This window comes from Methanobacterium paludis (genome assembly GCF_000214725.1).
In the GTDB taxonomy this organism is placed as follows: domain Archaea; phylum Methanobacteriota; class Methanobacteria; order Methanobacteriales; family Methanobacteriaceae; genus Methanobacterium_C; species Methanobacterium_C paludis.
The window spans coordinates 2,262,709-2,288,408 of record NC_015574.1 but is presented as its reverse complement, the minus strand read 5'-3'; the positions used below and the strand labels follow the sequence as shown (position 1 = coordinate 2,288,408).

General features: G+C 38.2%; 30 protein-coding genes. 24 read left to right on the top strand and 6 right to left on the bottom strand.

Annotated features, from left to right (window positions below; translation table 11 throughout):
* The first annotated feature begins 205 nt into the window (after positions 1-205).
* Together MSWAN_RS10880 and fhcD are read left to right on the top strand one after the other, a co-directional pair.
* A complete protein-coding gene (locus tag MSWAN_RS10880; protein WP_013826703.1) occupies positions 206-1,225 on the top strand; it encodes a UPF0104 family protein in 1,020 nt (339 codons plus the stop codon).
* Between the two features lie 306 nt (positions 1,226-1,531).
* Positions 1,532-2,428, top strand: a complete 897-nt coding sequence (gene fhcD / locus MSWAN_RS10875; RefSeq protein ID WP_013826702.1) for a formylmethanofuran--tetrahydromethanopterin N-formyltransferase — start codon at positions 1,532-1,534, stop codon at positions 2,426-2,428.
* 222 nt (positions 2,429-2,650) lie between these two features.
* Here fhcD and MSWAN_RS10870 read toward each other — a convergent pair whose 3' ends face one another.
* Complete coding sequence (locus MSWAN_RS10870) at positions 2,651-4,585, bottom strand: 3H domain-containing protein (protein ID WP_144011585.1); 1,935 nt, start codon at positions 4,583-4,585, stop codon at positions 2,651-2,653.
* Between the two features lie 220 nt (positions 4,586-4,805).
* Here MSWAN_RS10870 and MSWAN_RS10865 point away from each other — a divergent pair, with 220 nt between their 5' ends.
* Positions 4,806-6,323 carry a bifunctional ADP-dependent NAD(P)H-hydrate dehydratase/NAD(P)H-hydrate epimerase gene (locus MSWAN_RS10865; protein ID WP_013826700.1) on the top strand — a complete coding sequence of 506 codons (1,518 nt, stop codon included), beginning with the start codon at positions 4,806-4,808 and terminating at the stop codon, positions 6,321-6,323.
* Between the two features lie 79 nt (positions 6,324-6,402).
* Here the strand turns inward: MSWAN_RS10865 and MSWAN_RS10860 are convergent, their stop codons facing one another.
* Positions 6,403-6,666, bottom strand: coding sequence for a pro-sigmaK processing inhibitor BofA family protein (locus MSWAN_RS10860; RefSeq protein WP_048188111.1), 264 nt, complete (start codon positions 6,664-6,666; stop codon positions 6,403-6,405).
* 318 nt (positions 6,667-6,984) lie between these two features.
* Positions 6,985-8,166, bottom strand: coding sequence for an argininosuccinate synthase (locus tag MSWAN_RS10855; RefSeq protein ID WP_013826698.1), 1,182 nt, complete (start codon positions 8,164-8,166; stop codon positions 6,985-6,987).
* 167 nt (positions 8,167-8,333) lie between these two features.
* Here MSWAN_RS10855 and MSWAN_RS10850 point away from each other — a divergent pair, with 167 nt between their 5' ends.
* The 21 genes from MSWAN_RS10850 (at position 8,334) to ehbP (ending at position 22,385) form a co-directional block, all read left to right on the top strand.
* Complete coding sequence (locus MSWAN_RS10850) at positions 8,334-9,074, top strand: succinylglutamate desuccinylase/aspartoacylase family protein (RefSeq protein WP_013826697.1); 741 nt, start codon at positions 8,334-8,336, stop codon at positions 9,072-9,074.
* Between the two features lie 203 nt (positions 9,075-9,277).
* Entirely contained in the window at positions 9,278-9,970 is a 693-nt protein-coding gene (locus tag MSWAN_RS10845; protein ID WP_013826696.1) for a metal-dependent hydrolase, read from the top strand.
* A gap of 347 nt (positions 9,971-10,317) precedes the next feature.
* Positions 10,318-11,091, top strand: coding sequence for a hypothetical protein (locus MSWAN_RS10840; RefSeq protein ID WP_013826695.1), 774 nt, complete (start codon positions 10,318-10,320; stop codon positions 11,089-11,091).
* A gap of 51 nt (positions 11,092-11,142) precedes the next feature.
* Positions 11,143-12,156, top strand: a complete 1,014-nt coding sequence (locus MSWAN_RS10835; protein WP_394295803.1) for a hypothetical protein — start codon at positions 11,143-11,145, stop codon at positions 12,154-12,156.
* A 446-nt stretch (positions 12,157-12,602) separates the two neighbouring features.
* On the top strand, positions 12,603-12,914 hold the full coding sequence (locus MSWAN_RS10830; RefSeq protein ID WP_013826693.1) for a monovalent cation/H+ antiporter subunit E: 312 nt from the start codon (positions 12,603-12,605) through the stop codon (positions 12,912-12,914).
* On the top strand, positions 12,911-13,171 hold the full coding sequence (locus MSWAN_RS10825) for a monovalent cation/H+ antiporter complex subunit F (protein WP_013826692.1): 261 nt from the start codon (positions 12,911-12,913) through the stop codon (positions 13,169-13,171). Before MSWAN_RS10830 ends, MSWAN_RS10825 begins: the two co-directional genes overlap by 4 nt.
* 1 nt (position 13,172) lies before the next feature.
* A complete protein-coding gene (locus MSWAN_RS10820) occupies positions 13,173-13,445 on the top strand; it encodes a monovalent cation/H(+) antiporter subunit G (RefSeq protein ID WP_013826691.1) in 273 nt (90 codons plus the stop codon).
* Complete coding sequence (locus MSWAN_RS10815) at positions 13,442-13,705, top strand: DUF4040 domain-containing protein (protein WP_013826690.1); 264 nt, start codon at positions 13,442-13,444, stop codon at positions 13,703-13,705. The genes MSWAN_RS10820 and MSWAN_RS10815 overlap by 4 nt, the downstream gene beginning before the upstream one ends.
* Positions 13,706-14,071 (top strand): cation:proton antiporter subunit C, encoded by a 366-nt coding sequence (locus MSWAN_RS10810; RefSeq protein WP_013826689.1) that lies wholly within the window; start codon positions 13,706-13,708, stop codon positions 14,069-14,071.
* A gap of 1 nt (position 14,072) precedes the next feature.
* Positions 14,073-14,204 (top strand): hypothetical protein, encoded by a 132-nt coding sequence (locus tag MSWAN_RS13160; RefSeq protein WP_265101171.1) that lies wholly within the window; start codon positions 14,073-14,075, stop codon positions 14,202-14,204.
* Positions 14,201-15,694: an energy conserving hydrogenase EhbF gene (ehbF, locus tag MSWAN_RS10805; protein ID WP_013826688.1), complete on the top strand. Its 1,494-nt coding sequence runs from the start codon at positions 14,201-14,203 to the stop codon at positions 15,692-15,694. The genes MSWAN_RS13160 and ehbF overlap by 4 nt, the downstream gene beginning before the upstream one ends.
* A gap of 17 nt (positions 15,695-15,711) precedes the next feature.
* Positions 15,712-16,050 carry a hypothetical protein gene (locus MSWAN_RS10800; protein WP_013826687.1) on the top strand — a complete coding sequence of 113 codons (339 nt, stop codon included), beginning with the start codon at positions 15,712-15,714 and terminating at the stop codon, positions 16,048-16,050.
* On the top strand, positions 16,043-16,321 hold the full coding sequence (locus tag MSWAN_RS10795) for a hypothetical protein (protein WP_013826686.1): 279 nt from the start codon (positions 16,043-16,045) through the stop codon (positions 16,319-16,321). Before MSWAN_RS10800 ends, MSWAN_RS10795 begins: the two co-directional genes overlap by 8 nt.
* A complete protein-coding gene (locus MSWAN_RS10790) occupies positions 16,322-16,804 on the top strand; it encodes an MnhB domain-containing protein (RefSeq protein ID WP_013826685.1) in 483 nt (160 codons plus the stop codon).
* Positions 16,805-16,816: 12 nt separating this feature from the next.
* Positions 16,817-17,062 carry a hypothetical protein gene (locus MSWAN_RS10785; protein ID WP_013826684.1) on the top strand — a complete coding sequence of 82 codons (246 nt, stop codon included), beginning with the start codon at positions 16,817-16,819 and terminating at the stop codon, positions 17,060-17,062.
* A 233-nt stretch (positions 17,063-17,295) separates the two neighbouring features.
* Positions 17,296-18,657 carry a 4Fe-4S binding protein gene (locus MSWAN_RS10780; protein ID WP_013826683.1) on the top strand — a complete coding sequence of 454 codons (1,362 nt, stop codon included), beginning with the start codon at positions 17,296-17,298 and terminating at the stop codon, positions 18,655-18,657.
* Positions 18,654-19,139, top strand: coding sequence for a 4Fe-4S dicluster domain-containing protein (locus MSWAN_RS10775; protein WP_013826682.1), 486 nt, complete (start codon positions 18,654-18,656; stop codon positions 19,137-19,139). The genes MSWAN_RS10780 and MSWAN_RS10775 overlap by 4 nt, the downstream gene beginning before the upstream one ends.
* A gap of 127 nt (positions 19,140-19,266) precedes the next feature.
* On the top strand, positions 19,267-19,713 hold the full coding sequence (locus tag MSWAN_RS10770; RefSeq protein ID WP_013826681.1) for an NADH-quinone oxidoreductase subunit B family protein: 447 nt from the start codon (positions 19,267-19,269) through the stop codon (positions 19,711-19,713).
* 81 nt (positions 19,714-19,794) lie between these two features.
* On the top strand, positions 19,795-20,940 hold the full coding sequence (locus MSWAN_RS10765; protein ID WP_013826680.1) for a hydrogenase large subunit: 1,146 nt from the start codon (positions 19,795-19,797) through the stop codon (positions 20,938-20,940).
* 16 nt (positions 20,941-20,956) lie between these two features.
* Positions 20,957-21,946: a respiratory chain complex I subunit 1 family protein gene (locus MSWAN_RS10760; protein WP_013826679.1), complete on the top strand. Its 990-nt coding sequence runs from the start codon at positions 20,957-20,959 to the stop codon at positions 21,944-21,946.
* Positions 21,947-22,121: 175 nt separating this feature from the next.
* A complete protein-coding gene (gene ehbP, locus MSWAN_RS10755; protein ID WP_013826678.1) occupies positions 22,122-22,385 on the top strand; it encodes an energy-converting hydrogenase B subunit EhbP in 264 nt (87 codons plus the stop codon).
* A 168-nt stretch (positions 22,386-22,553) separates the two neighbouring features.
* Here ehbP and MSWAN_RS10750 read toward each other — a convergent pair whose 3' ends face one another.
* From MSWAN_RS10750 to MSWAN_RS10740, 3 genes are all read right to left on the bottom strand, one after another.
* Positions 22,554-23,312, bottom strand: coding sequence for a hypothetical protein (locus MSWAN_RS10750; RefSeq protein WP_013826677.1), 759 nt, complete (start codon positions 23,310-23,312; stop codon positions 22,554-22,556).
* 179 nt (positions 23,313-23,491) lie between these two features.
* Positions 23,492-24,265, bottom strand: a complete 774-nt coding sequence (locus tag MSWAN_RS10745; protein ID WP_013826676.1) for a flavodoxin family protein — start codon at positions 24,263-24,265, stop codon at positions 23,492-23,494.
* Between the two features lie 115 nt (positions 24,266-24,380).
* Positions 24,381-25,667: a GMC family oxidoreductase N-terminal domain-containing protein gene (locus MSWAN_RS10740; protein ID WP_013826675.1), complete on the bottom strand. Its 1,287-nt coding sequence runs from the start codon at positions 25,665-25,667 to the stop codon at positions 24,381-24,383.
* Positions 25,668-25,700 lie beyond the last annotated feature (33 nt).

The following is a 25,700-nucleotide window of genomic DNA, read 5'->3' as shown; positions in this document are numbered from 1 at the left end:
TTATAAACTTAAGAATATTAATTCTCTAAGAACTTAAAGAATTAAATACAGATTAAATGAAATAAATTATAAAAAGATTTAGAAAAAAATATTCTAACTACTAAAATTTTTACTGAATCTTAAAACTTAATCCTGAAACCTAATTGGTGCTAAAATTTAATTTATTAGTATATTTAACATTTTTATTAAAAATTGAAGGATGTACATGAAACATAAAACTCTTTTACTGTTCCTGGTTGGAATTGGAATACTTGCAGTAATGGTCCTGTTTATAGGCCCTGGCCAAATCGAAAGTGCAATTGTCCTTGCAAACCCATGGTACATTGCACTTGCAGTGGTTATACAACTTGCAGAATACGGTCTTTGGACGGAGAGATGGTCCATAACCATCAGTTCCCTGGGGATATTTGCTAAAAAACGGCATGTACTACCAATGTTACTGGTGGGACTCGCCATAAACAACATCACACCTAGTGGCAGGGGTGGAGGAGAACCTGTAAGGGCATACATACTTGGTAAGTACTCCAACTCACCAATGGAAAATGCTTTCGCGACTGTGATAGCTGACAGAGGTCTTGACACGTTCCCGTTCGTGATTTTAGCCATAGTTGCAATAATTTATTCTGTTTTATATCTTAAATTGGCCGAATGGATAGTTTTAGCTCTTATACTATCTCTTATTATTCTTCTAATCGCTTTTTTCATAATACTATATATGTGTTTGAATGAAGAGGCTGGAAAAAGGATAACCCTCTGGATTGTGAGGGTGGTAAAGAGATTTTCCAGAAAAGAACACCCCCGAATTGAGAAAAAGGCATTGGATGCAATGCGAGGATTCCAGGACAGCATAAGGATTATGATAAAAGACAGGAACGTTTTAATGTACGGCCTTCCACTGTCCTTCGTGATTTGGGTATTTGAAATAGTAAGGGTTTACGTGGTGTTTGCGGCCTTTGGAGCTCATGTTTCGCTGGGAGTAATAGCAGCTGTATTTGTAATTGCAACCCTTATTGGAATGATCCCACTACTTCCTGGTGGTTTGGGTGCGGTTGACGGTATAATGATTTTAATGTACTCCATAGCGGGCGTTCCACCATCAATAAGCGCTGCTGCAACCCTCGTTGAAAGATTGATATCTTTCTGGATGACGTCATTCCTGGGAATGGCAGTATTACCTTACTTTGGAACAGGAGTCATGGAAAAGTTTTCAGATGAGCTTAAATAATTTTAGGGATGATAAATCTTTAGTAAATGGATTAAAAATCCTAGTTTTAACATTTAATCTTTATATATTCATAAGTTATTTTTTTATTTCTTTAGTTCTATCTCATCTGGTTTTAAAATTTTTTTGGGATTGAATTAAAAATTTGTTAAAAAAGTACTTTTACAATGGTAGAGTATCCTAGATACAAAAAAAAGGTTTAAACACCTATTTTTTTTGAATTGAACTGGTATATTTTGTCCAATCATCTAAAATTTAAATGGAAAAATTTATAACTCCTCTTAAACTACGATCAAGACGGTGATAATCATGGAAATAAACGGAGTGGAAATAGAAGATAACTTTGCAGAAGCATTCGGTATACAGGTATCCCGAATACTGGTAACTGCAGCAACTAAAAAATTGGCTAAGGTAGCAGCTACCGAAGCTACAGGTTACGGAACATCGGTCATTGGTTGTCCGGCAGAGGCTGGAATAGACTGCTACGTTCCTCCACAAGAGACCCCTGATGGAAGGCCGGGTTACATAATCATGATCTGCAACATGAGCAAAAAGAAACTTGATCATGAGCTATTAGAACGTATTGGAATGTGCATACTCACAGCAGCAACAACAGCAGTGTTCGATGCAATGGAAGATGCAGATGAAAAATTCAAAACAGGTCACAAACTAAAATTCTACGGTGACGGATACGAAAAAGTATTAGACATCGATGGAAGGAAGATCCACTCAATTCCACTCATGTCTGGAGACTTCTTAGTCGAATCAGAACTTGGAATAAAAGCTGGAGTTGCAGGAGGAAACCTGTTCATACTTGCTGAAAACCAGCCTGCAGGACTTCTAGCTGCAGATGCTGCGGTAGATGCTATTAAAGCAGTGCCTGGTGCTATAACTCCATTCCCTGGTGGAATTGTTGCTTCAGGTTCCAAAGTGGGTTCCAACAAATACAGTAAATTCCTCAACGCTTCCACCAACGAAAAGATGTGCGTTACACTCAAAGGCGAAGTTGAAGGATGTCAAATCCCTGAAGATGTCGACGGAGTTTATGAGATAGTTATTGACGGTGTTGATGAAGCAGCAGTCAAAGCAGCTATGAAAGCAGGTATAGAAGCAGCAGTTAAAGTGAACGGTGTTAAACAGATAAGCGCCGGTAACTTCGGTGGAAACCTTGGAAAATACCAGATAAAGCTTCAGGAGCTTTTCTAAGTATTAAATTTTAACACCTACTTTTCTATTTTTTAATATTTTTTTATTTTAAATTCAATGAATCACATTAAAAAAATAAATTTATACTCCCTAAAACTGGTTTTAAAAGAGATTTTAAAAAAATAATCAATAAACTAATAATTAAAATTGATTAATTAATAAAATAATCAAAGGTGCTTTAGTTTTACTGTATTATTATGGAGATTTGTGGAGATTTGTGGATTATTTCACACAGAATTCCTTGGAATTCGCACTTTCAACAATTTTCCATATCTCCTCTTCAGGTAGATCAACACCTAGAAGTATGCCCTGTTTATCAAGCGCTTTTTCTATCTTTTTAATGGTCTTAACATCTGGAGCTGAAATTGTATGGGAATGTATATGCCGGGATATTTCATAAAGGGCTGTTAAAGACCTTCTTGCATCGGGTTTGTTGTACTCCTCTTCGCACCTTCTAAGGTCTTCCTCATTTTTTAAATAGAGTTTTCTGGTTACAACCTGCCTTACACCCGGAAGATAATGTTTTGAATCCAGTACTCGACCGCCTAATTCTACTATCACACGCTTGTCATCGGTAATGCCAACCTCATGCTTCATGAGCATTTCACTGACCCTTCCATATTCCCGAATTTTCTCCAGTATCTCATCGTGCGAGAGGTTCAAACCTAAAAGAAATCCTTTTTTAGTTAATTCAGATTCGACTTTATCGAGGCTTTTGGTGTCTGGCCCGGAAATCTTGTGCGAGTGAATTCCTCCTCCTGAAATCGTGTAAAGTCTTTCAAGAGCGTCCATTCTTGCAGAGTCCTCATTCAGATGTTTCAAAAACCTGTCCATATCATCTGCTTTTGAAAGACCTACCTTCCTTTTCAATGGTTCGTGGAACCCCGGTAGATAATATTCTATGTTTTCCAGGGTGCAGCCGTGTTTCAGGATGATTTCAGCTTCTTCCCGTATGTCTGTAACATCGTGGATTTCTGTGATCTTCATCTCAGGTTTTAAGACCACCTCAACGAGTTTACCATGCTTTTTCACGGCATCTTTTATCTCTTCTTCGTTAAGGTTGATGCCAAGTAAAAACCCTTCTTTTTTAAGTTCCTCAGCAACTTTATCCAAACTTTCTTTTGTAGGTCCTGAGATCCAATGGGAGTGAATTCCACTTACAGATTCGTATATTTTTTCTAAAGATTTTTTTCGGTTTATATCACGTTCTAAACTGCTTAAAAATCTGTTCAGCTGGTTTATTTTGGACACTCCAATCTTTCTTGCAAGAGGTTCCTTGAATTCCGGTAGGTGGTACTCTATGTTTTCCAGGGTGCAGCCATGTTTCAGGATGATCTCAGCTTCCCTCTTTATCTCTGCAACACCGTGTATCTCGGTGATCTTCATTATGGTGGGTTCCATTGCAGCAAAATAAATATCCTCAGCTCCACTTGCCTCGGGGGATATGACCTTATCGGCACCTGAACGGTATAATCTACGGATATTCTCCTTTTTACTGGCCCTTGTGACTATCCATATCTCAGGATGAAGCTCTCTCGCTGTTAATGTTATGAAAAGGTTGTCAACATCGTCTCCTGTTGTTATTATAACTCCACGGGCTTTTTTTATACCTGCATCTATCATCACAGTTTCATCCGTGGCATCTCCCGGAATGGCCAGAACATCAGGATCTTCCCAAAGCTCCTTTTCAACTATGTCTTTATCCCTTTCAATTATTATTACATTCCTATCCCTTTTTTTAAGCTCTTTATGCACGGCACCACCAACTCTCCCATAGCCGCAGAGGACGAAATGGTCTTTTGTAGCGGCTATCAGCCGCCTTTGTCTAGCGCCAGATGTGATTTCTTCAACTGCCATTGTAACCACCGTTATTGTTAATGTAAATGCGTATGCAAGTAATCCTACTCCTCCCAGAACTAGAGTCACGGTAAAAATCTTTTGGATAGGAGTTACAGGTCTGATATCACCAAAACCCACGGTTGCTATGGTCTGTACAGTGAAATAAAGGGCGTTGATCGGATCTAAACCCATTACATAAATGGATCCGATAATGCCGTAGGCTATCAATAGGATCACACCTACTAAAGCATACAACGCCAGTGAATAGGATGTCCCTGGAATTTCTTCGGGTAATATTGGTAAGTATGGTGGACGCACAAGATCACCATTTTTCAATCGATACGATACATGATGTAAAATGAAATACAATTTTTTCTTTGTTTTGTGTGTAAAATTTGGATGGAACCTACAATTTTCAATGTTTTTTCACAGATATCATTGGTAAATTTTCAAATTTTTAAGCATACATTAAATCTAAGCTCGTCTTAAAAGTTATTATTAAATATAATTTGTTTTATAATTTATAAGTAGTGATACCATGACTCCAAAGGACATGATGGTTGTAGATGCCAATGTGGCGGCTCTGGGGATTCCAAGATCATCCTTAATGGAAAATGCTGGCAGATGCCTAGCTGATAAGATATCTGAGCTAGTAAAACCGTGCAAAGTGGCAATATTTGCAGGCACAGGTGGAAACGGCGGTGATGGTTTCGTAGCAGTACGGTACCTTCTAAACAGAGGTTTTGAAGTTGAAGTTTTCTTGTTGAGCCACCCCTCAAGGATAAAATCAGATGAAGCCCGGGCAAACTGGGAGGTTCTCCAGAAGATAGATAAGAATCTAAATCCTCTTAAAATACATGTAGTCGAAGATTCATCTAAACTCAAAAAATTAGGGGAAGACATTGATGCAGGGGTTGTTTTAGATGCAATACTTGGAACTGGAATAAAAGGAAATCTCAGAGAACCTGTATCAAGTGCAATTGACATTATAAACGGATTAAAATGCCTTAAAATGGCTGTTGATGTTCCAAGTGGTCTTGACCCCCTTACAGGCGAAGTTCCTGATAAAACGGTAATTGCAGACAGCACCGTAACCTTCCACAGGGCAAAAACAGGACTTAAAAATGCCAGAATTGAGCATGTTGGAAAGGTACAGGTTTGTGACATAGGAATACCAAGGGAAGCTGAGATATTCACAGGCCCTGGAGACCTTTTAAGACTTAAAAATAGGGATTCATCGTCGCATAAAGGTCAAAACGGCAGTGTACTTATTTTAGGTGGGAGCATGGATTATTCAGGAGCACCTGCCCTTGCAGCAATGTCATCCCTACGATCAGGGGTTGATATATCGGTTGTAGCATGTCCCGCATGTGTTGCATCCCCAATACGATCTTATTCTCCTGATTTAATCGTAAAAACTCTTAGAGATGATATTTCAGGCAGCTTTATAAATCCTGGAAATGTTGATGAAATAATAGAACTTTCAAAAGGCGCTGATTCTCTTGTTGTTGGATGTGGAATTGGCAGAGAAGATGAAACAGCCCTTGCATTGAATGAAATCGTCCATAAGATTGAGAAACCATTGGTCATCGATGCTGATGCTTTGAAACTCCTTGATCTGAATATAATTAAAAAATTGAACAAAAAAGCAGAAAGAGAAGTAGTTTTAACACCTCACACTGCAGAGTTCAAAGCAGTTTTTGATTTGCCAGTTCCCCAAAACTTTGAGGATAAAGTTGAAACAGTTTTAGAAGCTTCCAAAAACTCTGATTGTGTTGTTTTACTTAAAGGTGCTGTAGATGTGGTTTCAAACGGTAAGTACGTAAGGCTTAATGCAACAGGAAATCCTGGAATGACTGTTGGTGGAACTGGGGATGTTCTGGCAGGTCTTGTTGGAGGTTTGATTGCTCAAAGCCACGATGCATTTGAAGCAGCTTATTTAGGGGCTTATATAAATGGAGTGGCTGGAGATCTTGCATCTTCCGAATATGGATACAATTTTCTGGCTAGCGACATTTTAAGATATATTCCCAGAGTTTTTATTGGGATAAAATAGTAGGAACGATTTAACAAATTTTTTTTGAATTAATTATTTTTTTAGGGGTTAATTAAATAGTTTTTTATAAACTAAACCCTCATAACCATGAAATTCCTAAAACACTCAGAATAATCAGCAGCACCACTCCAAAAACCCCTCCAAACCCTGCAACCAGAACTGTGATAATGTTGATTGGAACGTTGATGATAGGAATTAGATCCACTATGAAAAGCAGTACAAAGCCCAGGGCCATGTGCAGTAAAATCTTTATGATTATACCTGCTGCCTTGAAAAGAATTATTAAGCCTACTATTAATAGTATTACAAGGAAAATTCCAACTAAAATACTTTCTACGACCATGATGATCATTGATGCGTGTATTCATTGATAAGTTTACTTGTCGATGCACTCATAATTGCTACATTTGTGGCTGATAATAATAATTTGGATGAATTCTAACTTTAAAAAAATTAAAAAAATTCAGAAGGAAAAAACCGGGCACTACTTTTAAAAGATAATTCCAAAAAAATAATTTTCAAAAAAATAATTCAAATCATTGCTTTGTTTTAATAAAAAAAATGAAATTAAGGATTTTTTAAGGATTGTTTTTATTTGGTACAATCACAAAATAATCCCTGTTTCCCATTTCATTTAGTTTATAGAATTTCAGCGGTTTATTCAGTCGTTTTTACGCATTTTCTGGAAGCATGCTGCCTGCAGGCCGTAGTTTTTAACCATACCAGTCATTTCACGCTGGTCAAGTTCTTTGTCCTCAAAAGACACAGCTTCCTGGCTGTAGAGACTGTAAGGAGATTTACGTCCTAAAATTCTCATTCCACCCTTGTGAAGCCTCACCCTGACAACGCCTGTCACACGTTTTTGCATGTTATCTACAAGCTGGTCAAGGTCTTCTCGTAGGGGTTCATGCCATAATCCCTCGTAAACAAGTTCTGAATAGGTTTGTGAAACTATTTCAGCAAATTTAAGTTCTTCCCTTGTTAGTGTCATCTGCTCAAGAGCTTTGTGGGCTGTTATAATGAAAACTGCCCCTGGGGTTTCGTAGTTTTCCCTGGATTTAAGACCAATTATTCTGTCCTCAAGCATGTCAACCCTTCCAATACCATGCATGCCTGCTATTCGATTGCATTCCTTGATGATCTCAAGAGGTTTCATTTTCTTGCCGTCAAGGGCCACGGGAACACCGTTTTCAAATTCCATCTCAACTACCTGGGCTTCATCGGGTGCATCGTCACTTGAACGTGTCCAATTGAAGGCTTCTTCTGGTATTTCCACCATAGGATCTTCGAGAATGTCCCCCTCTATTGATCTGCCCCAAACGTTCTCGTCGATACTGTAAAGCTTGTCGGACTGAAGTGGTATGTTGTTGGACTTTGCATATTCCATCTCCTCAGTCCTTGTGAGGTTTAAATCCCTTACTGGGGCTATTACATCGCATGATGATTCTGATCTTATGGTTGATTCGAATCTGAACTGATCGTTTCCTTTACCTGTACATCCATGGGCAATTGCTGCTGCACCCTCTTTTTTTGCAATTTCCACGATTTTTTGGGCTATGAGTGGTCTTGCAAGAGCAGTGCTTAGGGGATAGCCCTCATACATTGCATTTGCTTTCACTGCTTTGAATATGACATCACGTGCAAACTCATCTTTGGCGTCTATAGTGTAATGTTTTGAAACACCGATATTGTTTGCAACCTCTTCTGGCCTTTTTATTTCATCTTCCGGCTGCCCTACATCAACGCAGGCGGTAATAACTTCCATTCCATATTTTTCTTGGAGTAACTTTGCGCATACAGATGTGTCCAATCCACCACTGAATGCAAGAACAACTTTTTCCATTTTTTAATCACCTTGATTTATTTATAATGAGTCATTCAAAAAAATATATAACAATTATTGTTGAGTATGTAACCTGAACTACAACTTGATGATATCGTAGTTCAATGATACCAATTCAATGATATATTTTATTTGATATATTTTCTAATTTAAACTTGGTGAATTTCATGGCTTTTAAAGGCAAAATAATGTTACTGTCCCATGAATCTGGGGGTCGTATAGATGAGAATGAAACGATCATGGATCACATCCATGAAGGTCCTGTATCATCTAGATTGATCCGTGCAGCAAAATATGGAACGCCTGTACTTAAAATAAGTGATGGAATAAGTGAATCACCTAAAGTCATGTTAACAGCCGGGATTCATGGCAATGAATTTCCTCCCCAGATAGCAGCCTTGAGGCTTGTAGATGAGATCGGGGACCTGCATGTGAATGGAACGGTTTATATAATTCCATTTGCAGTGCCCCATGCCACAATGAAAAATTCCAGGAAATTTAAAGGTATTGATATGAACAGAACAGCTTCAAAGGGAGGTTCAATTTCAAATAATATACTGAAAGCCACCAAAACCTTTAAAGTAGATTCTGTGGCAGATTTTCATGCAACCAAACCAAGGAGCAACCCTGGCGTTGAAAGTGTTTTCTGTTCCAAAGAGCCGTGTTCTGAAAGTTTAACGATAGCTAAATACATAACTGATGCTATGTCATCCAAGTTACTCAGTTTCGACCATGCGGCGACTCTTTACAGCGGCGCACTTGAAGATGAATGCAACATGCAGGGCATACCTTCTGTAACATGTGAAGTGGTTTCTGAAAACTGTGAAGTGAAGAAGGGAAGTCCTGAAAAGTCATATCTTCAGATGCTGTCGTATCTCAGGTACTTTGATATTATCTCAAGTGAGTAAATTCAAAAGTGAGTAAATTCAATATATTACCCAAGAGAGTAGATTCAAAATATATTGCTAATAATTTTAACAATTTAATATATTACAATTTAATATAATCCTCTTATTATTTTTAGGAATAGATCAAAAGTACTAAGTAGATCATGGGATAACTCTAAATAGAAACTCTTTTTTATTTTATAATACAAAGTGAACATGATAAAATGCCTTCTTACAAAAAACACGTTTTATTTTCAATGATAATGGCGTTTCCATTTTTTCCAGATGTTTTCTACCTTTCCCTTGCAGTTTTAGGTGCCTCTATTATAGACATGGACCATGACGTGAACAGGAAAAATCTGACCATAATGGTATTAATTGGACTTGTAATAACATTAACACTTTATATATTGAAATTACCCTTTTTAATAGGCATAATATTAGTTGCATTGGCATTGATATTTTATATATCCAAACATAGGGGATTTATGCACTCATTTATGGGAATAACTATTATAACATGTTTTCTTTCGATCTTCGTACTCGGATCCCATATCATTCTTCAAGATTTTAAAATTGGTTTAAAGATTTCTTTAATAGTAATATCCCTTATTTTGGGGTTTATCATTTTAAACAAAAAACTAGTGCCTTTATACACTTCCCTCGTTATTGTGGGAATAATTTTAACTCCTTCACTGGTTTTAAATCCTTATTATGTTGTTGGAGCATTATTTTTAGGTTGTTTAAGTCATATAATGTTGGATATTTTCACTCCAAGCGGCGTGGAACTTTTAAACCCATTCTCCTCAAAGAAGTACAGGAAAAGTTGGGGTATGTTTTTGTTCGGGATGTGGGTTGTTTCGATGTTGGTGGCGGTTTTTGTTTATAAAGTAGGGATTGGGTCGTTTTTTCTTTAACATTGTTTATATTAAAGTATAACCTCTAATTTTTGCTTTAATCCATTTTCATTTTTACTTGATAAAAATGTAAGTAAGTTTAAGTAAGTTTATATAGTTTAACTGACTATCCTCTTTTTTATTCAAATGGGTTAAATGAGGTATAACTCGAGAATAAATACTTAGATATAATTCACAAAACTAGACCTAAGAAATTATATGAGATTATTTTTAAAAAATACGTTAATAAATATGGATATTTTAAAGATAAATCTATAAAAGCATCGTTAAAAGCATTTAACAGAATAAGAAACAGTAGTTTGATTAGAAGTTGAATGAATTAGAAGTTGAAGGATAGTGGAAAGATTATGAGAAGAAGATGGTTATTGATTGCACTTGCTATTTTAGCTTTGTTCGTTGGCTATTCCTATGTCACAGTTTCTAGTGGCCCTATAGAACCTTTAGGAAGACTTGCATTTGTTAAACTGGCAAACCCGGATATGTATCCAGGTCATCTTCATTCTCAACTCCTTGCTCAACAGGCAGAGGATAAAGGATCTAAAACTGCACTGGTATTGCAAATGTATGGGGGCTCCAATTATCGTAGTTATCAAGAAGGGGATGTGTATATAATAGAAGTGGCCTTCATTGACACCCAGGGTGCAGGTTCAATAAATTTGGGTCAGGTTAACTTTTTAGATTCACTTAAATTGGCCTTATTCGGTGTTCCAGATGGTAGATATAAATATATGTCCGATGGAACTGTCTACGATACTTATGATGAGATGATGAATCATGTCAATACACTCGCTCAAGAACATGGTCAACAGGGTCCAATTCCAATGGTTTTTAAAGGGACCGTAAGGGAAGGAAATCCTATAATAACCCCTGGAGAAGGATTTCCTGTTTATTTCCAAATATTAACAAAAACATACGGAATAATTCCAGCTTATTTATACACATTTTTGGGAATGTTCTCGCCCTACTTAAACGATCCATACAGAAATTATGAGTTATGGCATGCTTCAGAATTGCAATATGATTATAACCACGGCTTATTAAATCAGAATTATGTGCAAGTCAACACAAGCACCAACCGATATTACACAGGACTCTACTTAAACAACTCAAATACTTACTAAACGACAAGTTACAAATGGAATGGAAGTAGTTTTAAAATGTATTTTAATAGGGTGATAAATTTGCGCATTAATCGTCTGCGTTTAGCAGGGATTTTACTAATACTTTTGGGAGGTGTGCTCCTTAAAACTAATTTTATGAGTAAAGCAGTGACAACAGTTCTTTGGCCCGTGCTTGAAGGTTCTTCTGAGGGTAAAGCAGTGATACTGTTGGTTATGATGGGAAGTCTTCTTCTTTTGAGCTCTTTTTCCACTTCAAATGAATGGTTAAACTGTAGGTTTTTCTCTGAAAAATGGGCTGATGGTAAGAGATATTTGTTAATTTCTATACTAACTATATTTTCTACATGTGTGGTTGGTTTACTTACTGAAGTATGGATACGACTTAAATTTGGAGTTTCTATATTTACAATATTTATTTCAATGAATCCTAGACCAAGCACTACAAGTATAATGCATAGCCATGTTTTCAAGTCTGTGATAGGTTATATGGTAAGTTTATTCGGTAAAATAGCTCCACACAACATTAATACAGGAATATCTCTTATTCAGTATACTTCACCCTTTGCTTTCATTATAGTGATAGCGTTACCATTAGTATACATTGCAGGTTTACTTGCTATGAAAGGCATGAAAGATACCTACAAGCTTATTACATCATTTGCAATCACTGTAGCTATCATAGGGATGATAGATGGGGGTATGTTTTCACAACCATTATTAATCGGAATAGGAATCTTACTATGCGTTTACTTTGCAAAAAATCCATTTTATTTAAAGAATTTAATAAAACCCGCTGTTATTGTTGGTATTATCCTTCTTACATGGGTTGCAATTGAGTTGGGAGGCACCAACACAGCTTACCATCAGCTTACCGTTATAAATCAATCTGAGCCTGTTAACATGACAAGTTACAATGTTACGGATGTGCAGCAGCATGGTAATAAAACGATTTACATCACAAAACCATTTGGAAGTGATAAAACTACCGTTGAGAGTCTTTTCAAAGATTTTAATGGTAAAGCTGGCTGCATGTTCATGACGTGGAATTTTTATTCGTATATTTAAACTTAAATAACTTTAATATCCAATTTATTACCAATTCAGATTCGGTGCTGATTACGAAATAGAATAAGCAAAGAATAATTCATAGTTTAAATTGATTTTTTTGTAGAGTGGTAAATCTAACCTATCCTATCAAACAATACAATGACGATAATGGTAGGAAGATAAGGTAGGTTTTTAAGGTAGGTTTTTTTTTATCGGTATTTGTGCTGTTATTTTTTTGATGTCTGTTATTGTTTTGTAATTAATTGTAAGTCCATTATTCCGTTGTGATTTTTTCTCTCTGTTATGACCTTTTAATCCACTTTATATTATTTATATGGGTGGATTTTGGGGAATTTTGCTAGGTTTAATCAGCACAAAATTATATAATAGAAAGATTTATATTATCATAAATAATCATGTTAATTATTCATTATTAGGATCACAGATAAGGGAGTTAGTTTATCATGTTTATAGTCCGGATATTCTATGGAATCGTTTATTTTGTCGTACTCGTCATTGAGATCCTGAAATCTTCTTTCGATGTAGCTTTCAGAGTCGTAGATGGGAAAATAGACCCTGTTGTAATAGAGATCGATACAGAACTTGAGCGCCCTATTTCCCAGGTTATACTTGCAAACAGTATCACGTTAACTCCTGGAACGCTTTCAGTTGACTTAGACTCTGAAAACAAGATATTAAAAGTGGCAATTATAACGCCACGTGAGAAAGAGGCCATAATTCCGTTTGAACCATATATAAAAGGGATGTTAGAATGAATATTTTACTGTTATCGGAATACATTTTAATGGCGGCTCTTGCAATTTTTGCAGTTGCAACCATAAGAATCACAACCAGAAAAACCATAGCAATGGGTCTTGTGGGAGTAGGGGGTCTTAGCATATCTGTAGCAACCCTCTTAATCCTGGTAAACAATATCTATGGACTGCAGTTTTGCAGGGATATTGCCACTGCACTGGTTTTTTTAGGCCCAGTTGGAACCATAGCATTTGCAAAAGTGTTGAGGGGAGACTGAGATGGAAGACATATTGATCATAATAAAATCAATTTTACTCCTTATAGCAGCAGCATTCATACTGCTTACCGCTTATGGAATCATAAGATTCAAGGATGACATACCTAACGTGTTATACGCCAGAATACACATTCTGGGGATAGCTGATGTGGCATGTATCATTGCATTACTGGTGCTCAACGAGCCTCTGCTTGCTGTAGCCTATTTCATCCTTGCACCTTTCGCATCGCATGCAATAGCCAACGGCCACTACTATGGAGAGGAAGAAAAATGATAGAATACATACTCATGATAACAACAATTGGTGGAGCAATCATAGCCTTGATGCAGAAAGACCTGTTGAAGGCAGCCATACTGACAGGGATTCCCGGAGCTTCTCTTGCATTCCTTTATCAGTATCTAATGGCTCCTGATGTCGCCCTTACCCAGGCAATTGTGGGTTCGGCCATAGTGCCTGTTTTTATTGCCCTCGCTGTTAAAAAAACGCGCAGAGTTGTGGAATCAAAAGAATCTGGGGAGTCAGGAGGGAAATAAATGATCATGGACACACAAGTCGCATCACTTTTAACAGCAAGTGCTTTGATAATTATAGGCATATTTGGAGCTGTATTCCTTGACAATCTCATAAAAAAGGTCATAGGGCTCGCATTCATAGGTGATGGTGCCAACCTTTTCTTAATTGCAATGGGTTACAAAGTCGGTGGAATTGTTTACATATTCCTTCCAGGCATGTCGGTAAACTACTTCGCCCAAAATGCATCTTATCCTTTACCTTTCGCCCTTGTGCTTACCAGTATCGTTATAGGTGCAAGTACAATGGCTGTAATGCTCGGTATCATAATAGTGCTTTACAAAAGACACGGATCAATCAGCGCTTCAAAACTTCTTGGAGATAATTGAGATGGAGAGTAATGAAATGTCTTCAGTTAACACAGGAAACATCACGCAAACACAGATCATGCAATGTTTAAATGATTTGAATTTAATTATGGATGTGATCATCCCCAAAATCTTCAAAGGGGGGATTTTATGAACCTTCTTATTCCATTAATGGTCATAATTCCAATCACATGTGCACTCTTTTTGAACCTGCTTCATGAAAGGGACCGCACTGTAAAGGTAATTGCAATAGTTGTAGCACTAGCATTACCAGTAATCCCCATTGTAACGGGTTACGGTATTCAATACTTCGGAGGATATGCTCCACTTGCACAAAACAATACCATAGCTGCGGGTTTGCCTGCATTCATAACCGGATCAGCCCTGAACCTTTTCCACCCAGCTATAACCTACGTATTCGGAAGTGCACAGAAACTCATGGTGTTCATAATGGGAATAGTTGCATTATTTGCAATATTCACATCCCTCTACGAGGTTAAAAGGCCTTCAGGAGTTTATGCATATCTATTATTCATGCTGGCAGCTTCAATAACGGCTTTAATACTTACAGACGACATATTCAACCTTTACGTCTTCTTTGAGATAGCTGCACTCACTCAAGTTGGTATAGTGTTGGTTTCAAGGGTCAAGGGCAACTACGAAACAGCCCTCAAGTACATGATACTGGGAGGTATAGCTTCACCACTCCTGCTAGTTGGAATAGCTCTCTTACTTGGGGTTACAGGTAACGTTAACATAACTGACATAGTTTACGCCATAAAAACAGGAATTGTCAACCCACAGAGTCCTGTTCTTCTCATGGCGTGTGCACTTATAGTCTTCGGATGGCTTTATGGTGCAGGACTTCCACCGTTCCATTCGATAAAATCAGCTGTTTACAGCAAAGCACTGCCAAACGGTGCTGCAATGCTTCAGGCATTCTCAGTGTTCATGTTCGTTGCACTGGGTGTCATAATAATCAGGATATTTGGGTACCTACCCTTTACAAAGGTCTTTATAATAGGTATATCACTGCTTGCAATGGTTCTGGGAATTACAATGGCATTGACACAGACAGATTTCAAGAGGATCATCGGATACCTTGCAGTGGGCGAGCTTGGATACATAGGAATAGGTTTGGGCCTTGGAACAGCCGCAGGAATTACAGCGGGACTCTTCCAGGCCGTGAATGAAGTTGTTATCACAGCATTCCTTTTCATAGGATTTGGAACCATCCTTTACAAAACCAGGCAGAGCGACATTCGCAAACTTGGTGGTATGATGGTAGAATCACCAAAATCAGCATTTCTTGTGCTGCTTGCAGGATTTGCAATGGCAGGCGTTCCTCCATTAAATGCTTTCCAGAGTAAACTTATGCTATGTCAAGCAGCGGTACAGGCTGGTTTGCCTGAACTCGGTGTTATAATGATACTGTTGAGTATCGTGACATTCATGACATTTATGAAAGCATTTTATGCAATTTATCTCAGGGCTAAACCAAAAAATCTTGAGATAATGGAAGAAAGAATACCAAAAATAACTATAATAGCAATGGTTGCGTTTCTGGTGATCTGTATAACATTCGGTCTTTTCCCACAATTAGCAACAGGTTATCTGCAGCCTCTGGCAGCTAGTATTGTCTAAATGATAAGGGTGATTTTATGAACATATATGACTTGATAAGAAGAAGAATAAAAGAAATTCAGGGAGAAGCTCAAAAAGAAGAACCCATAAGTAACATATTCACTTCATCGATACTTACAGCTGAGATAACCCTTATCTCAACCCTTCTAATCGCAGCGGTCATGTTAAGGTTTGTAAGCAGGGTTCTGATGATATTTGTGGTTCTGGCGCTGATATTCATGGCCATAATTGTGATGCCAATCATGCCAAAGCTGAAAAGGGAGCAAAACGACTCACTTGCTAGCATGACTTTCTATGTGATACTGGCACTTGGAATTGTAACAGTACTGTTTTACTGGGGGAATTTAAATGTCTGAAGGGCTCAGAAACTTGATCGCAGGACTTTCAATGGTTGCGTTTGCTGTTGCGTTATTAGAGTCAACATACGACTTTAGCAACATGATCTATCCTGGTATAAGCTATATCTACAACTGGATAGGGCCGCAGATAGCTCCAAACATGGTTACCAACATCGTGTTTGACTGGAGGGGTTATGACACTCTTGGGGAAGCTCTTATACTTGTTACAGCCGTTGTGGTAACTCTTCTGGTATTTGGAAGGGGAAAAGTAGAACTTGGGGGGAAATAAATGAGTACAATACTTAAAATATTCGTATTTCCAGCTTCAATCATAATGATGTGTTACGGAGCACTGACAATCCTTGGAGGACACATAACACCCGGTGGAGGTTTTCAGGGTGGGGCAATGATAGCCGCAGGATTAATTTTCTGTCTTGTTGTATACGGATTAGATGAAAGCCCATTCAAACTTTCACACAACTTCATGGCAGGTCTTGAAAGTGCAGGGGCATTGGGATATGTGTTTCTCGGACTTGCTGGACTTTTTGCATCGGGTTTCTTCCTCTACAACCTAGGAACTGACATCTACCACATAGTGCCACCAGCAATAAGTACACTTTTCAATTACCCTGACGCACTTCATGCGGGTATAATACCATACCTCAACTTCGTTGTTGGCCTTAAGGTGATGGTGGGTTTATCAGCGGTAGTAATAGCATTTCTCGGAGCCAAAGGAACCAGCGAAGATTACATAGACACTAAGGAGATCTAAGGAGAGTTAAAAATGGTTTACATAGGCCCATTAGTTCTTGGATTCATAATTGGATTCATATTAGGTACAAGGATTAAGCAAAACCCAGACAGCAAGCTCAAATTTGGAGCGTCAGTATTCGTGGTGTTGATCATAGTAGCATTACTTATGGCATACCAACTAGGTCCTTTCCCATATTACACTGACTCCAAATTGGCGAACGGTCTCCTTGCAGCACTTGCAGGGATAATAGTAGGAAAATTAACCTTTGGAAGGTAATAGGGGCAAAAAAAGTTGTAATAAATTGAAATTGGGAAAGATTAAAAAAAATTATAATTTATAAATTTTTCTAAAAAATTTTTGAACAAATAATAATAGGAAGGAAATAAACTTAAAAATAATAATTCGAGAACGAAATTGGGATAAGATCTCAAGGAAATTAAAAAAAATAGGATTTTAAATCTAATTTGAAGTCTCATACCATCATCTAAATGAAATGGAGTAGAAGGATCATGTTCTTATCAACTAAAAAATGTGAAGGCCTTGGAGAATGCATTAAAGAATGTCCAACAGGCGCAATAAGACTCATAGAAGGCAAAGCATTCAGCTGCATCACATGTGGAGCATGCGCAGAAGCCTGTCCGAACAGAGCCATATTCAAGAACAGATATGGTGGATACGTGGTTGACAGGGCAAGGTGCAATGCATGTGGAGTCTGCGAAATGACCTGTCCCGTAAACAGTATACACATAGAGGACGGAGTTGTAAAGGGAATATGTGCAAGATGCGGAATATGCGTGGACGCCTGTCCAATTAAAGCAAGGATCGATGCTTATGATGTCATAGAGGACAGACAGCTCAAGTTCCTTGAATCCCTAAACTTAACAGTTCAACCAACAGTTAAGGTCCACAAGGAAGAAGAGAAAGCTCAAAGGACAAACGTGGTCACAGACCCTGAAAAATGTACTCTCTGTGGAAGGTGCCAGTACTACTGCCCAACAGATGCCATAATGGTTGATGTTAACCTTGAAGGTAAATGTACACAGTGTGGTGTGTGTGAGGATGTCTGTCCTGCAGGTGCGATAACAGACACGACCATAGACCCTGAAAAATGCACATTATGCCTTAAATGTGTAAAAGAATGCCCTAACAAGGCGATCTACATCGATGACTTTGAAGTTAAAATCAGGAAGCCGGAACCAGATGAAGAGATAGAAGGTAAAATTGTTTCCTGTCTGAACTGTGGCTTATGTGCTGAGGCATGCACTCATGGTGCTTTAAAAATGGTTGATGGAAAACTGCGCTACGACCCAACCCTCTGCGAGGAATGCAGCACAATGGACTGCCTTGATGTATGTCCTGTAGGAACAATCAGACTTGCAGATGAGCCAGAACGTAAAATAAAAGGTTTCTGTGTATCATGTGGCAGATGTGTTAAAGCTTGTGATGTCAATGAGGCCAGAAGCTTCCAGAACGTCGCATGGACTGGTGAAGTATCAGAAGACTGCATATCCTGTGGTGTGTGTGCGGAAGTGTGTCCAAAAGATGCCATAACTCTTAAAAAAGGTTCAATTGAGGTTGATACGGAAAAATGTATACTCTGTGAGAAATGTGCCATTCATTGCCCGGCAGATGCTATTCCAAAAACCACAATGTACAAAAAGTCCATAAAAGACGGTTTCACACTGGTTGAGGACAAGCTGTGCATGAACTGCAAGCTCTGTACTAAAATATGCCCAGAAAATGCCATAAAAGAGACAGAAGATGGTAAAATAGTCGTAGATGATTCTAAATGCACCTACTGCGGTGCATGTTCCAATGCATGTCCTGCAAGGGCTATACTATTTGAAAGGGAGTTTGAGGTATCACAATGAAAAATTTAATCATAATATTCCTGGAGGGAGCATACAGCAATATAAAAAGGATTCTTTTTGCATCGGACCGTGTTACGGATATGGAGTTACGAAATAAAATCCTTGAAGGTAAAATAGTTCCAACGGATAAAGTGGCCGAGGTACCGTGCATAGGATGTGGGGGATGCTGCAATGCATGCCCAACCGATGCAATTTCTATGATACCCATTGAAGAACCAGTTGAACTAATGGAAGGTCTCGTAAAAAGGCAGATACCTGAAATTGACGAATTAAAATGTGTTCACTGTTACAACTGCCACGATTTCTGCCCATTATACGCCCTATTTGGAGAGGCAGGAACCATACACCCAAATGATGTTGGTGTGGTGGAATCAGATATATCAAAGCTCCTTGAAAAGCCGGTTAAAATATCAGACGATAAAATTGCATTTATAGCCCAGTTCCTTTCGGATTCAACTATAATAAAGAAGAGGAAGGATTAAAGAGATTATCTGATTAAAGATCAAATTTATTGATTAAACTAATTGAGTCACCACAAAAATTTAACTCAATAAATAAAATTAAAAACTAAACCATTAAAAATCACAAATAACCTTAAAGAGGGATGATATGAGCTTAAAATCATATTCTAGGGCAAGAGCCGTGCATGTAATGCTTGTGTACACAGGAGGATGTAACGGCTGCGATATAGAGATCGTGAACTGCATACTTTCACCAAAATACGATGCAGAGCAGTATAAAGTCTTCTTAACTTGGAATCCAAGGGAAGCTGACGTGCTGGTGGTTACAGGCCCGGTAACAAAACTTAATGAGCAACCTCTAAGGGAAATATACAAAGCCATTCCCGAACCTAAAGCTGTTGTGGCTGCAGGTGCATGTGCACTTATGGGTGGAGTATACAAAAATATCCACGGAGATATACCCTCAGAAGAGATCATGGGTCCTGTTGATAATATAATACCCGTTGATGCAAAGGTACCAGGATGTGCGGTGAGACCTGAGGATATATTATCTGGAGTAGTTGCAGCTCTACCGAAATTACTTGATGCTAAATGATTAAAATTAAAATTAATATTAATAAATACAGGGGCATAACGGCTATAATGCCAAAAAATGTGCTTAAAAAGGTGTAGTTTTATGGATAATCAGGGAACCGATAAAAAGGTCGATAGGAATGTAATAGAGACAGAGATCTCAATGGGAACAGTGCACCCCGCAGCACTAGAACCCTACAGGGTGCGATTATTTGTTGAAGATGAAATAGTAAAAGATGCTGAAATAACAGTAGGAGTTAACCATAGGGGTGTTGAAAGAATAATGGAAGGTCTTCCTGTTGAAAAGGCAAACAGTCTCACAGAGAAGATATGTGGAATTTGTTCCAACAGCCACATCTGGAACTCATGCATGGTAACTGAAAAAGCTCTTGGGATTGAGGTACCGGATCGTGCACAGTCCATCCGAATAATAATGGAAGAACTCGAACGTCTGCACAGCCACATGTTGTATTTAGCCCACGGATGCGAGGTATTAGGCCATGAAACATTTTCCATGAGGATGTTTTATATCAGAGAAACTGTTATGGAACTTCTGGGAATGATCGGGGGTAACAGGGTTCAGTACGGTGCACCGATCATAGGTGGTATCAGGCCGCGCTGTGAACTGGATGATATGAGGATACAGAAGATCAAAATGGGTATGGATGTAGTTGAAGAAAAAATAACAGCTTTTGCAGACAGGTTCGTGTCAGATCCAATGATAATGTCCCGTATAACTGGTGTTGGAGTTTTATCTCAAAAAGATGCCATTAAACTTGGTACCAGCGGCCCAACTCTACGTGCAACAGGCGTTGAAAAGGACTTGCGCCGTGATATGGCTATCTACGACCCCTATGAATTTGATGTTATAACTCAGGACGATGGGGATGTTAAATCAAACCTTCTCGTTCGTGTATTTGAGGTTTTGGAGTCTATTAAAATAATAAGACAGGCAATTTCAAACTTACCCGAGGGTAAGATAACCAACAGGAGCTGGGAGATGCAGGATACACCCATTACCAAAAGTTACATTGAGGTGCCAAGGGGTACACTTTACCATTCCTATGCTCTTGAGGACGGAAGGGTCAGACATTCCATCATAAGAACTCCTTCAATTACAAACATTGGTGCAATGCAGTACGCCTGCGTAGGCCAGCATGTAACAGATGCCCAGCTTTCAATTGTTCAGTGCGACCCATGCTTCACATGCACAGACCGTGCAATAAAAATAATCAGGATGGACAAATAGTAGGAGAGAAGTGCAGATGACAGTTATAAACTCAATAATCGCTGTAATCGGAACATTTATAGTGGCGTTTTTCGTCGGTTTATGGCTTCCAGGATTGGAAAGGAAGTTCGTACAAGCAAGGATCCAGCAGAGGATAGGTCCGCCCCTATCAAGCCCAGGTTTCATGGCTCCAATCAAATTCTTCTTCAAGGAAACTATAACCCCAAACACTGAAATGCCCAGACTGTACAACGCACTGCCAATTATAAGTATTTTATCTGTAGTGTTCATATTACTCTTTATGATGCCCCAGATGTACTCTTTTGCCGCTTTTGCAAGTATAATTGGAATAATTGGACTTTTAAAGATAGAAGAAGTCATATACATGTTCATGGGCTCACTATCAAAATCAGTTCTATCACTTAGAATGGCATTTCCTGACATTGTTAAGGGAGCCAAACATCCGGAAACACAGAGGTCATACCTGGAGGAACTCAGTACCAAGAGGGCATTTCGTCTTATAGCATTCGGTTCTTTCCCATTATACATAGCAATTTTTGTACCGGTTTTAATGACTAAAAGCCTGTACATGAGTGACATAGTTGCATACCAACAGATTCACGGACCTGTGCTTTTTAGTTTAGCAGGTATAATTGGGGCGGCGGTGTTCTTCGTAGGTTACATGATACTCCTCAACGAGTACCCATTCTCAATACTCAAAGCTAAAGCAGATGTTATAGAAGGACCTTTACTAGAATATGCGTCTAAATCCCGTGCATATGTTTATATAAGCAGGGGTTTCCTGATGGTTGTTCTTGCAACCCTATTTACAACCCTGTTTTTAGGCATACCACCAAACCTCATGGACTGGCACTCGATCGTAAGTCTGGCTGTTGTACTTATATTCCCGATATTGATGGCAAGTGTAAGTGCATTTTCGCCAATATTCACCTACAGACAGTTCTATCCTGTGGTTGTAGGTTCTTCAATCCTGGGAGTTGCTGCACTGGTTGTAACTTTCCTCTAGAAACCTAGACTGGTTTTCCATTTTTTGGGTGATCTTAGTGATCTTAAAGTAACGGTATCTTAAAGGAAAATCAGTCCATGTAAACTAGCTCAAACCTATAATTTAAAATTAGATCAAAAATTAAAAAAAAAGATTCGTTAATGATGATTCAAAAACAAACTCATCTGGTGATTAAATGAAGTTCGTTGTAAGACCACAGCACATCATAAGTGTTGGAGGTTACATAGTTGAAACAGAATTCCCCTACAGGAACATAATCGTTGTAAACCCAACTGAAGAACCCATAAAAATTGATATCCCTATATTTTCAGTGGACTGGATCGAAGAACATCGTAAATTAGGCCTTGAGATAACACCCCTAAAGGAGGAAGAAACATTTCTCACGGCATTCAAAAGAGCCAAGGCCAAACTCGATGCCCAGATCGTGGATAAATCCTAATCTTTTATTAATTATTTTAAATTATTTTTAAAAACTAAATTCTTTTTTACAAATTCTTTTTTAGACTTTTTTTTAAAATTTGTAACTTCCTAATATGTTTAAAATGTCTGAAACTGAAATTTATTTTACCATTTATTTTTACTTAATTTTTTACGGGCTTCATCAGTTTTAATAGTTCATCAATTTTAATATGTCTCGCATGAAGAAGTATGTGTAAAATAGACAGGACTTTGCATCTTCTAGAGTTAAAGCCATCTCCCGTTTCCCACCTTTCTGCATAAACTCCGTTAATGCATTAAAATAGCTTATTATGTAATTAAATCTCTCTGATAAGAGCAGGCTACGTGTTTCATCTTCAACACATTTTTTTAAAGTATAATCTAACTTAATTCTTGTCTGATCATCTTTGGGGAGTTTTTCAGTGCTTTTTTCCGAATCCTCAGCAAGTACTGCATTTAAAAACTCAAGAAGCACATCTTTACAGTCATAAGCAACTCTTGCAAAACCATACTCATGATTTTGAGCCATCAAATCTTCATAAATAAAATTTAAACGTGTTAATATCTCAGGATCGATCAATTCTAACTTTGAATCAACGTAGTATTTTGTTTCTGTAATTAGATTAGGAATTACGCCCTCTTCACCTTTATCAACCTTTTCCATTTTTTGATCATGAATATTTTGTTCCATTTGAGTGAGAAAGTCGATTCCTTTATCTTTAATATTTGCAATGAAGTTACCACCAAGGTGTTGCTCTATATCGATTAATTTTGCATTTTTAAGATATTCCATGTTTTTTCCCAGTTCTTTATCTGGAATTTGATATTCTTGGAGTATCATAGCTCTGTTTGCACCAAGGGAGGGATCTTCATCATGAATCTTCTTGAGGTATTTCAGAATAAGAAATCTTGTTTTATTGTCGTTCATGGTTACACCTTTAGAAAAATAACCTATTTTATTTTTTTATTAATCTATTTTTTAAAAAAATTTATCTATAATCTCATAAAATCCTTTAATTCTTTTTTATGACTGGTGGAAATTATTATTTTTTAAATTATTTTTTAAATAATTTAAAGAGTATCAAAAGAATATCAAAAGATTAAATCTTATTTAACCTCCTCAGGGCCCATATCTCTCATCATGAACATGGCAATTTTTATCATGAGTGATGCAAGCCCTTTCTTGAAAGGATTAATTTTAACTGGATAAAAAAACTCATTTTTATCTTTATAAAACTCGTTATCTGCAGGTAAATATTCTTTCATGTCTGAGGTCATTTTCATGAAACGGAAGTGCATGTATTGGTTAAATCCCGGAGAAGGATGTTTTTGTCCCTTAAGTTTTTTGTAGAACTCTTCTACAGATCCAACTATTTTTTTATTATTTTTAATTTTAAGACCTTCAGATGCGGGCCATGGTGGATAAATGGCACCAAGCGTAATTACGGGCCCAAATCCCCAAACTTCAAGCTTGGATAGATAGTCTAAAGTTTCTTTTAACCCTGCACCTCCTGTTGTGGCCAAAACCATGGCTTTCTGGTTGAAAAAGCGCGGCCTGTGGAATACATAGGACAAACGGTCTATAAAGTTTTTCATGAGTGCTGATACGTTCTGGCAGTAGCACGGTGTTACGAATATGATACCGTCTGATTTAAGCATTTTATCCTCAATTTCGGCCCTGTCATCTTTAATAGGGCAGAAATTTTCCCCCTTAATGACGCATGAAAAGCAGCCACGGCACATTTGTAGATCAACGTCTTTGAGGAAAAGATATTCAAAAGTTACATCTTCCATGCCATTCATTTTTTCCTCAACTTCTTTTGTAACTTTGTAGCTGTTACCTTTACCCTTGGGGCTTCCAATTATTGCTAATATTTTCATTTGACATCTCCTTTGTGCATACATTGTGTATCTTTTTTTCTATGTTGTCCACTTAATCCGGAATATCTTTTGTTACCAATAATGTTTTTGTCATATCAGAGACCATCCATACGGATTAATCCTGTATAACTTTCCTTGCCACCCTTAAAGCCATGGCCGAAGCCAGCAATATGGTTGGGAGACCCTGTGACCGAGGAGCAAGTGAGAGGTCAGCGACCCACAATCCCTCCGGCAGCCATGAAGGTTTCATTGAAGGTACATCCTCTTTTTTCAGGGGAACTGTCCCACCAAGATGGCCTCCGTTGTACATTCCCTTTACAAATGGACCTGAAACACCTGATGATTCCATTATTTCCTTTGCATGGGAAACTGCCGTGTCGATTTTGTTTCTGTCCTGCAAAGAAATATTCTTATGCACAGATCCATCTTTAGAAACAGTACCTTCCTCCATATCTGCCATTTTTACCATTATACCAACCCGATCGTTTAATGGCACATTTCTCCATGGTTTGTGGAACCAGTGCGACAGTACGTCAAGGTAGGGGGATAATATGTAGTCGTCGTGTTCTGTGTACCATACCATAGGAGGTTCTTTAAGTTGTTTAGCCCCTTTAGAAACTCCTCCAAGTGTAAGAACAATATCAACCCAGAGATGGTCCTCTGCAGGTAAAACTGAGTTTTTCAATATCTGGGCTGTTCCAATTCCCCCAGCAGCCAGCACAACCACATCTCCTTCAATAGTCTCAGTTGAACGACCAGATCTAATAACAACACCTTTTACATGTCCATTTTCAATTACAATCCTTTGCACAGGGGACGATGTGCGGAGCAGGGCGCCCATTTTCAGGGCATCGTCTAAAAACCGCCTTGAGTCCCAGCGTGCCCCAGTTGAACATCCCATTTCACAAAGTCCGCAAGAAGTACACAAACGGGCTTCAACAGCTTTTGGAGTTGGATGTGGGTTTAAACCTAAATCTTTGGCGGATTCAAACATAGTTCTGGTTAAAGGCCTCCATCTTTTCTTTGGAAATGGTTGCACACCTATGATCTTTTCAAGCTCTTCAAATTCCGGTGTAAGATCGAGCCCTATCTCTTTTAACCCATGATCAGCTCGTACCATATTACCGCAGGATAAAGTGGTGCAGCCGCCTGTACCAATGCCTCTCACAAGTACCAGATCCCGTTCAGAACGCATTACATCCATATAAGGAAATATACGGCTGATGGTTTTTTCGCTTCCAAGAAGACCCGCCTTTCTGATGGGTTCGGTCATTGTCAAACGCCTGGTGAAGGGTTTGAATGCTTTTCCTGCTTCAAGTATAGTGACATCGAATCCATTCATGGCTAATTCACGTGCAGCTGCTCCTCCTCCTGCACCCGATCCTACAACTATTGCTTTCATAGCTTTTTTCCTCGTTATAACTCAATTAAACTT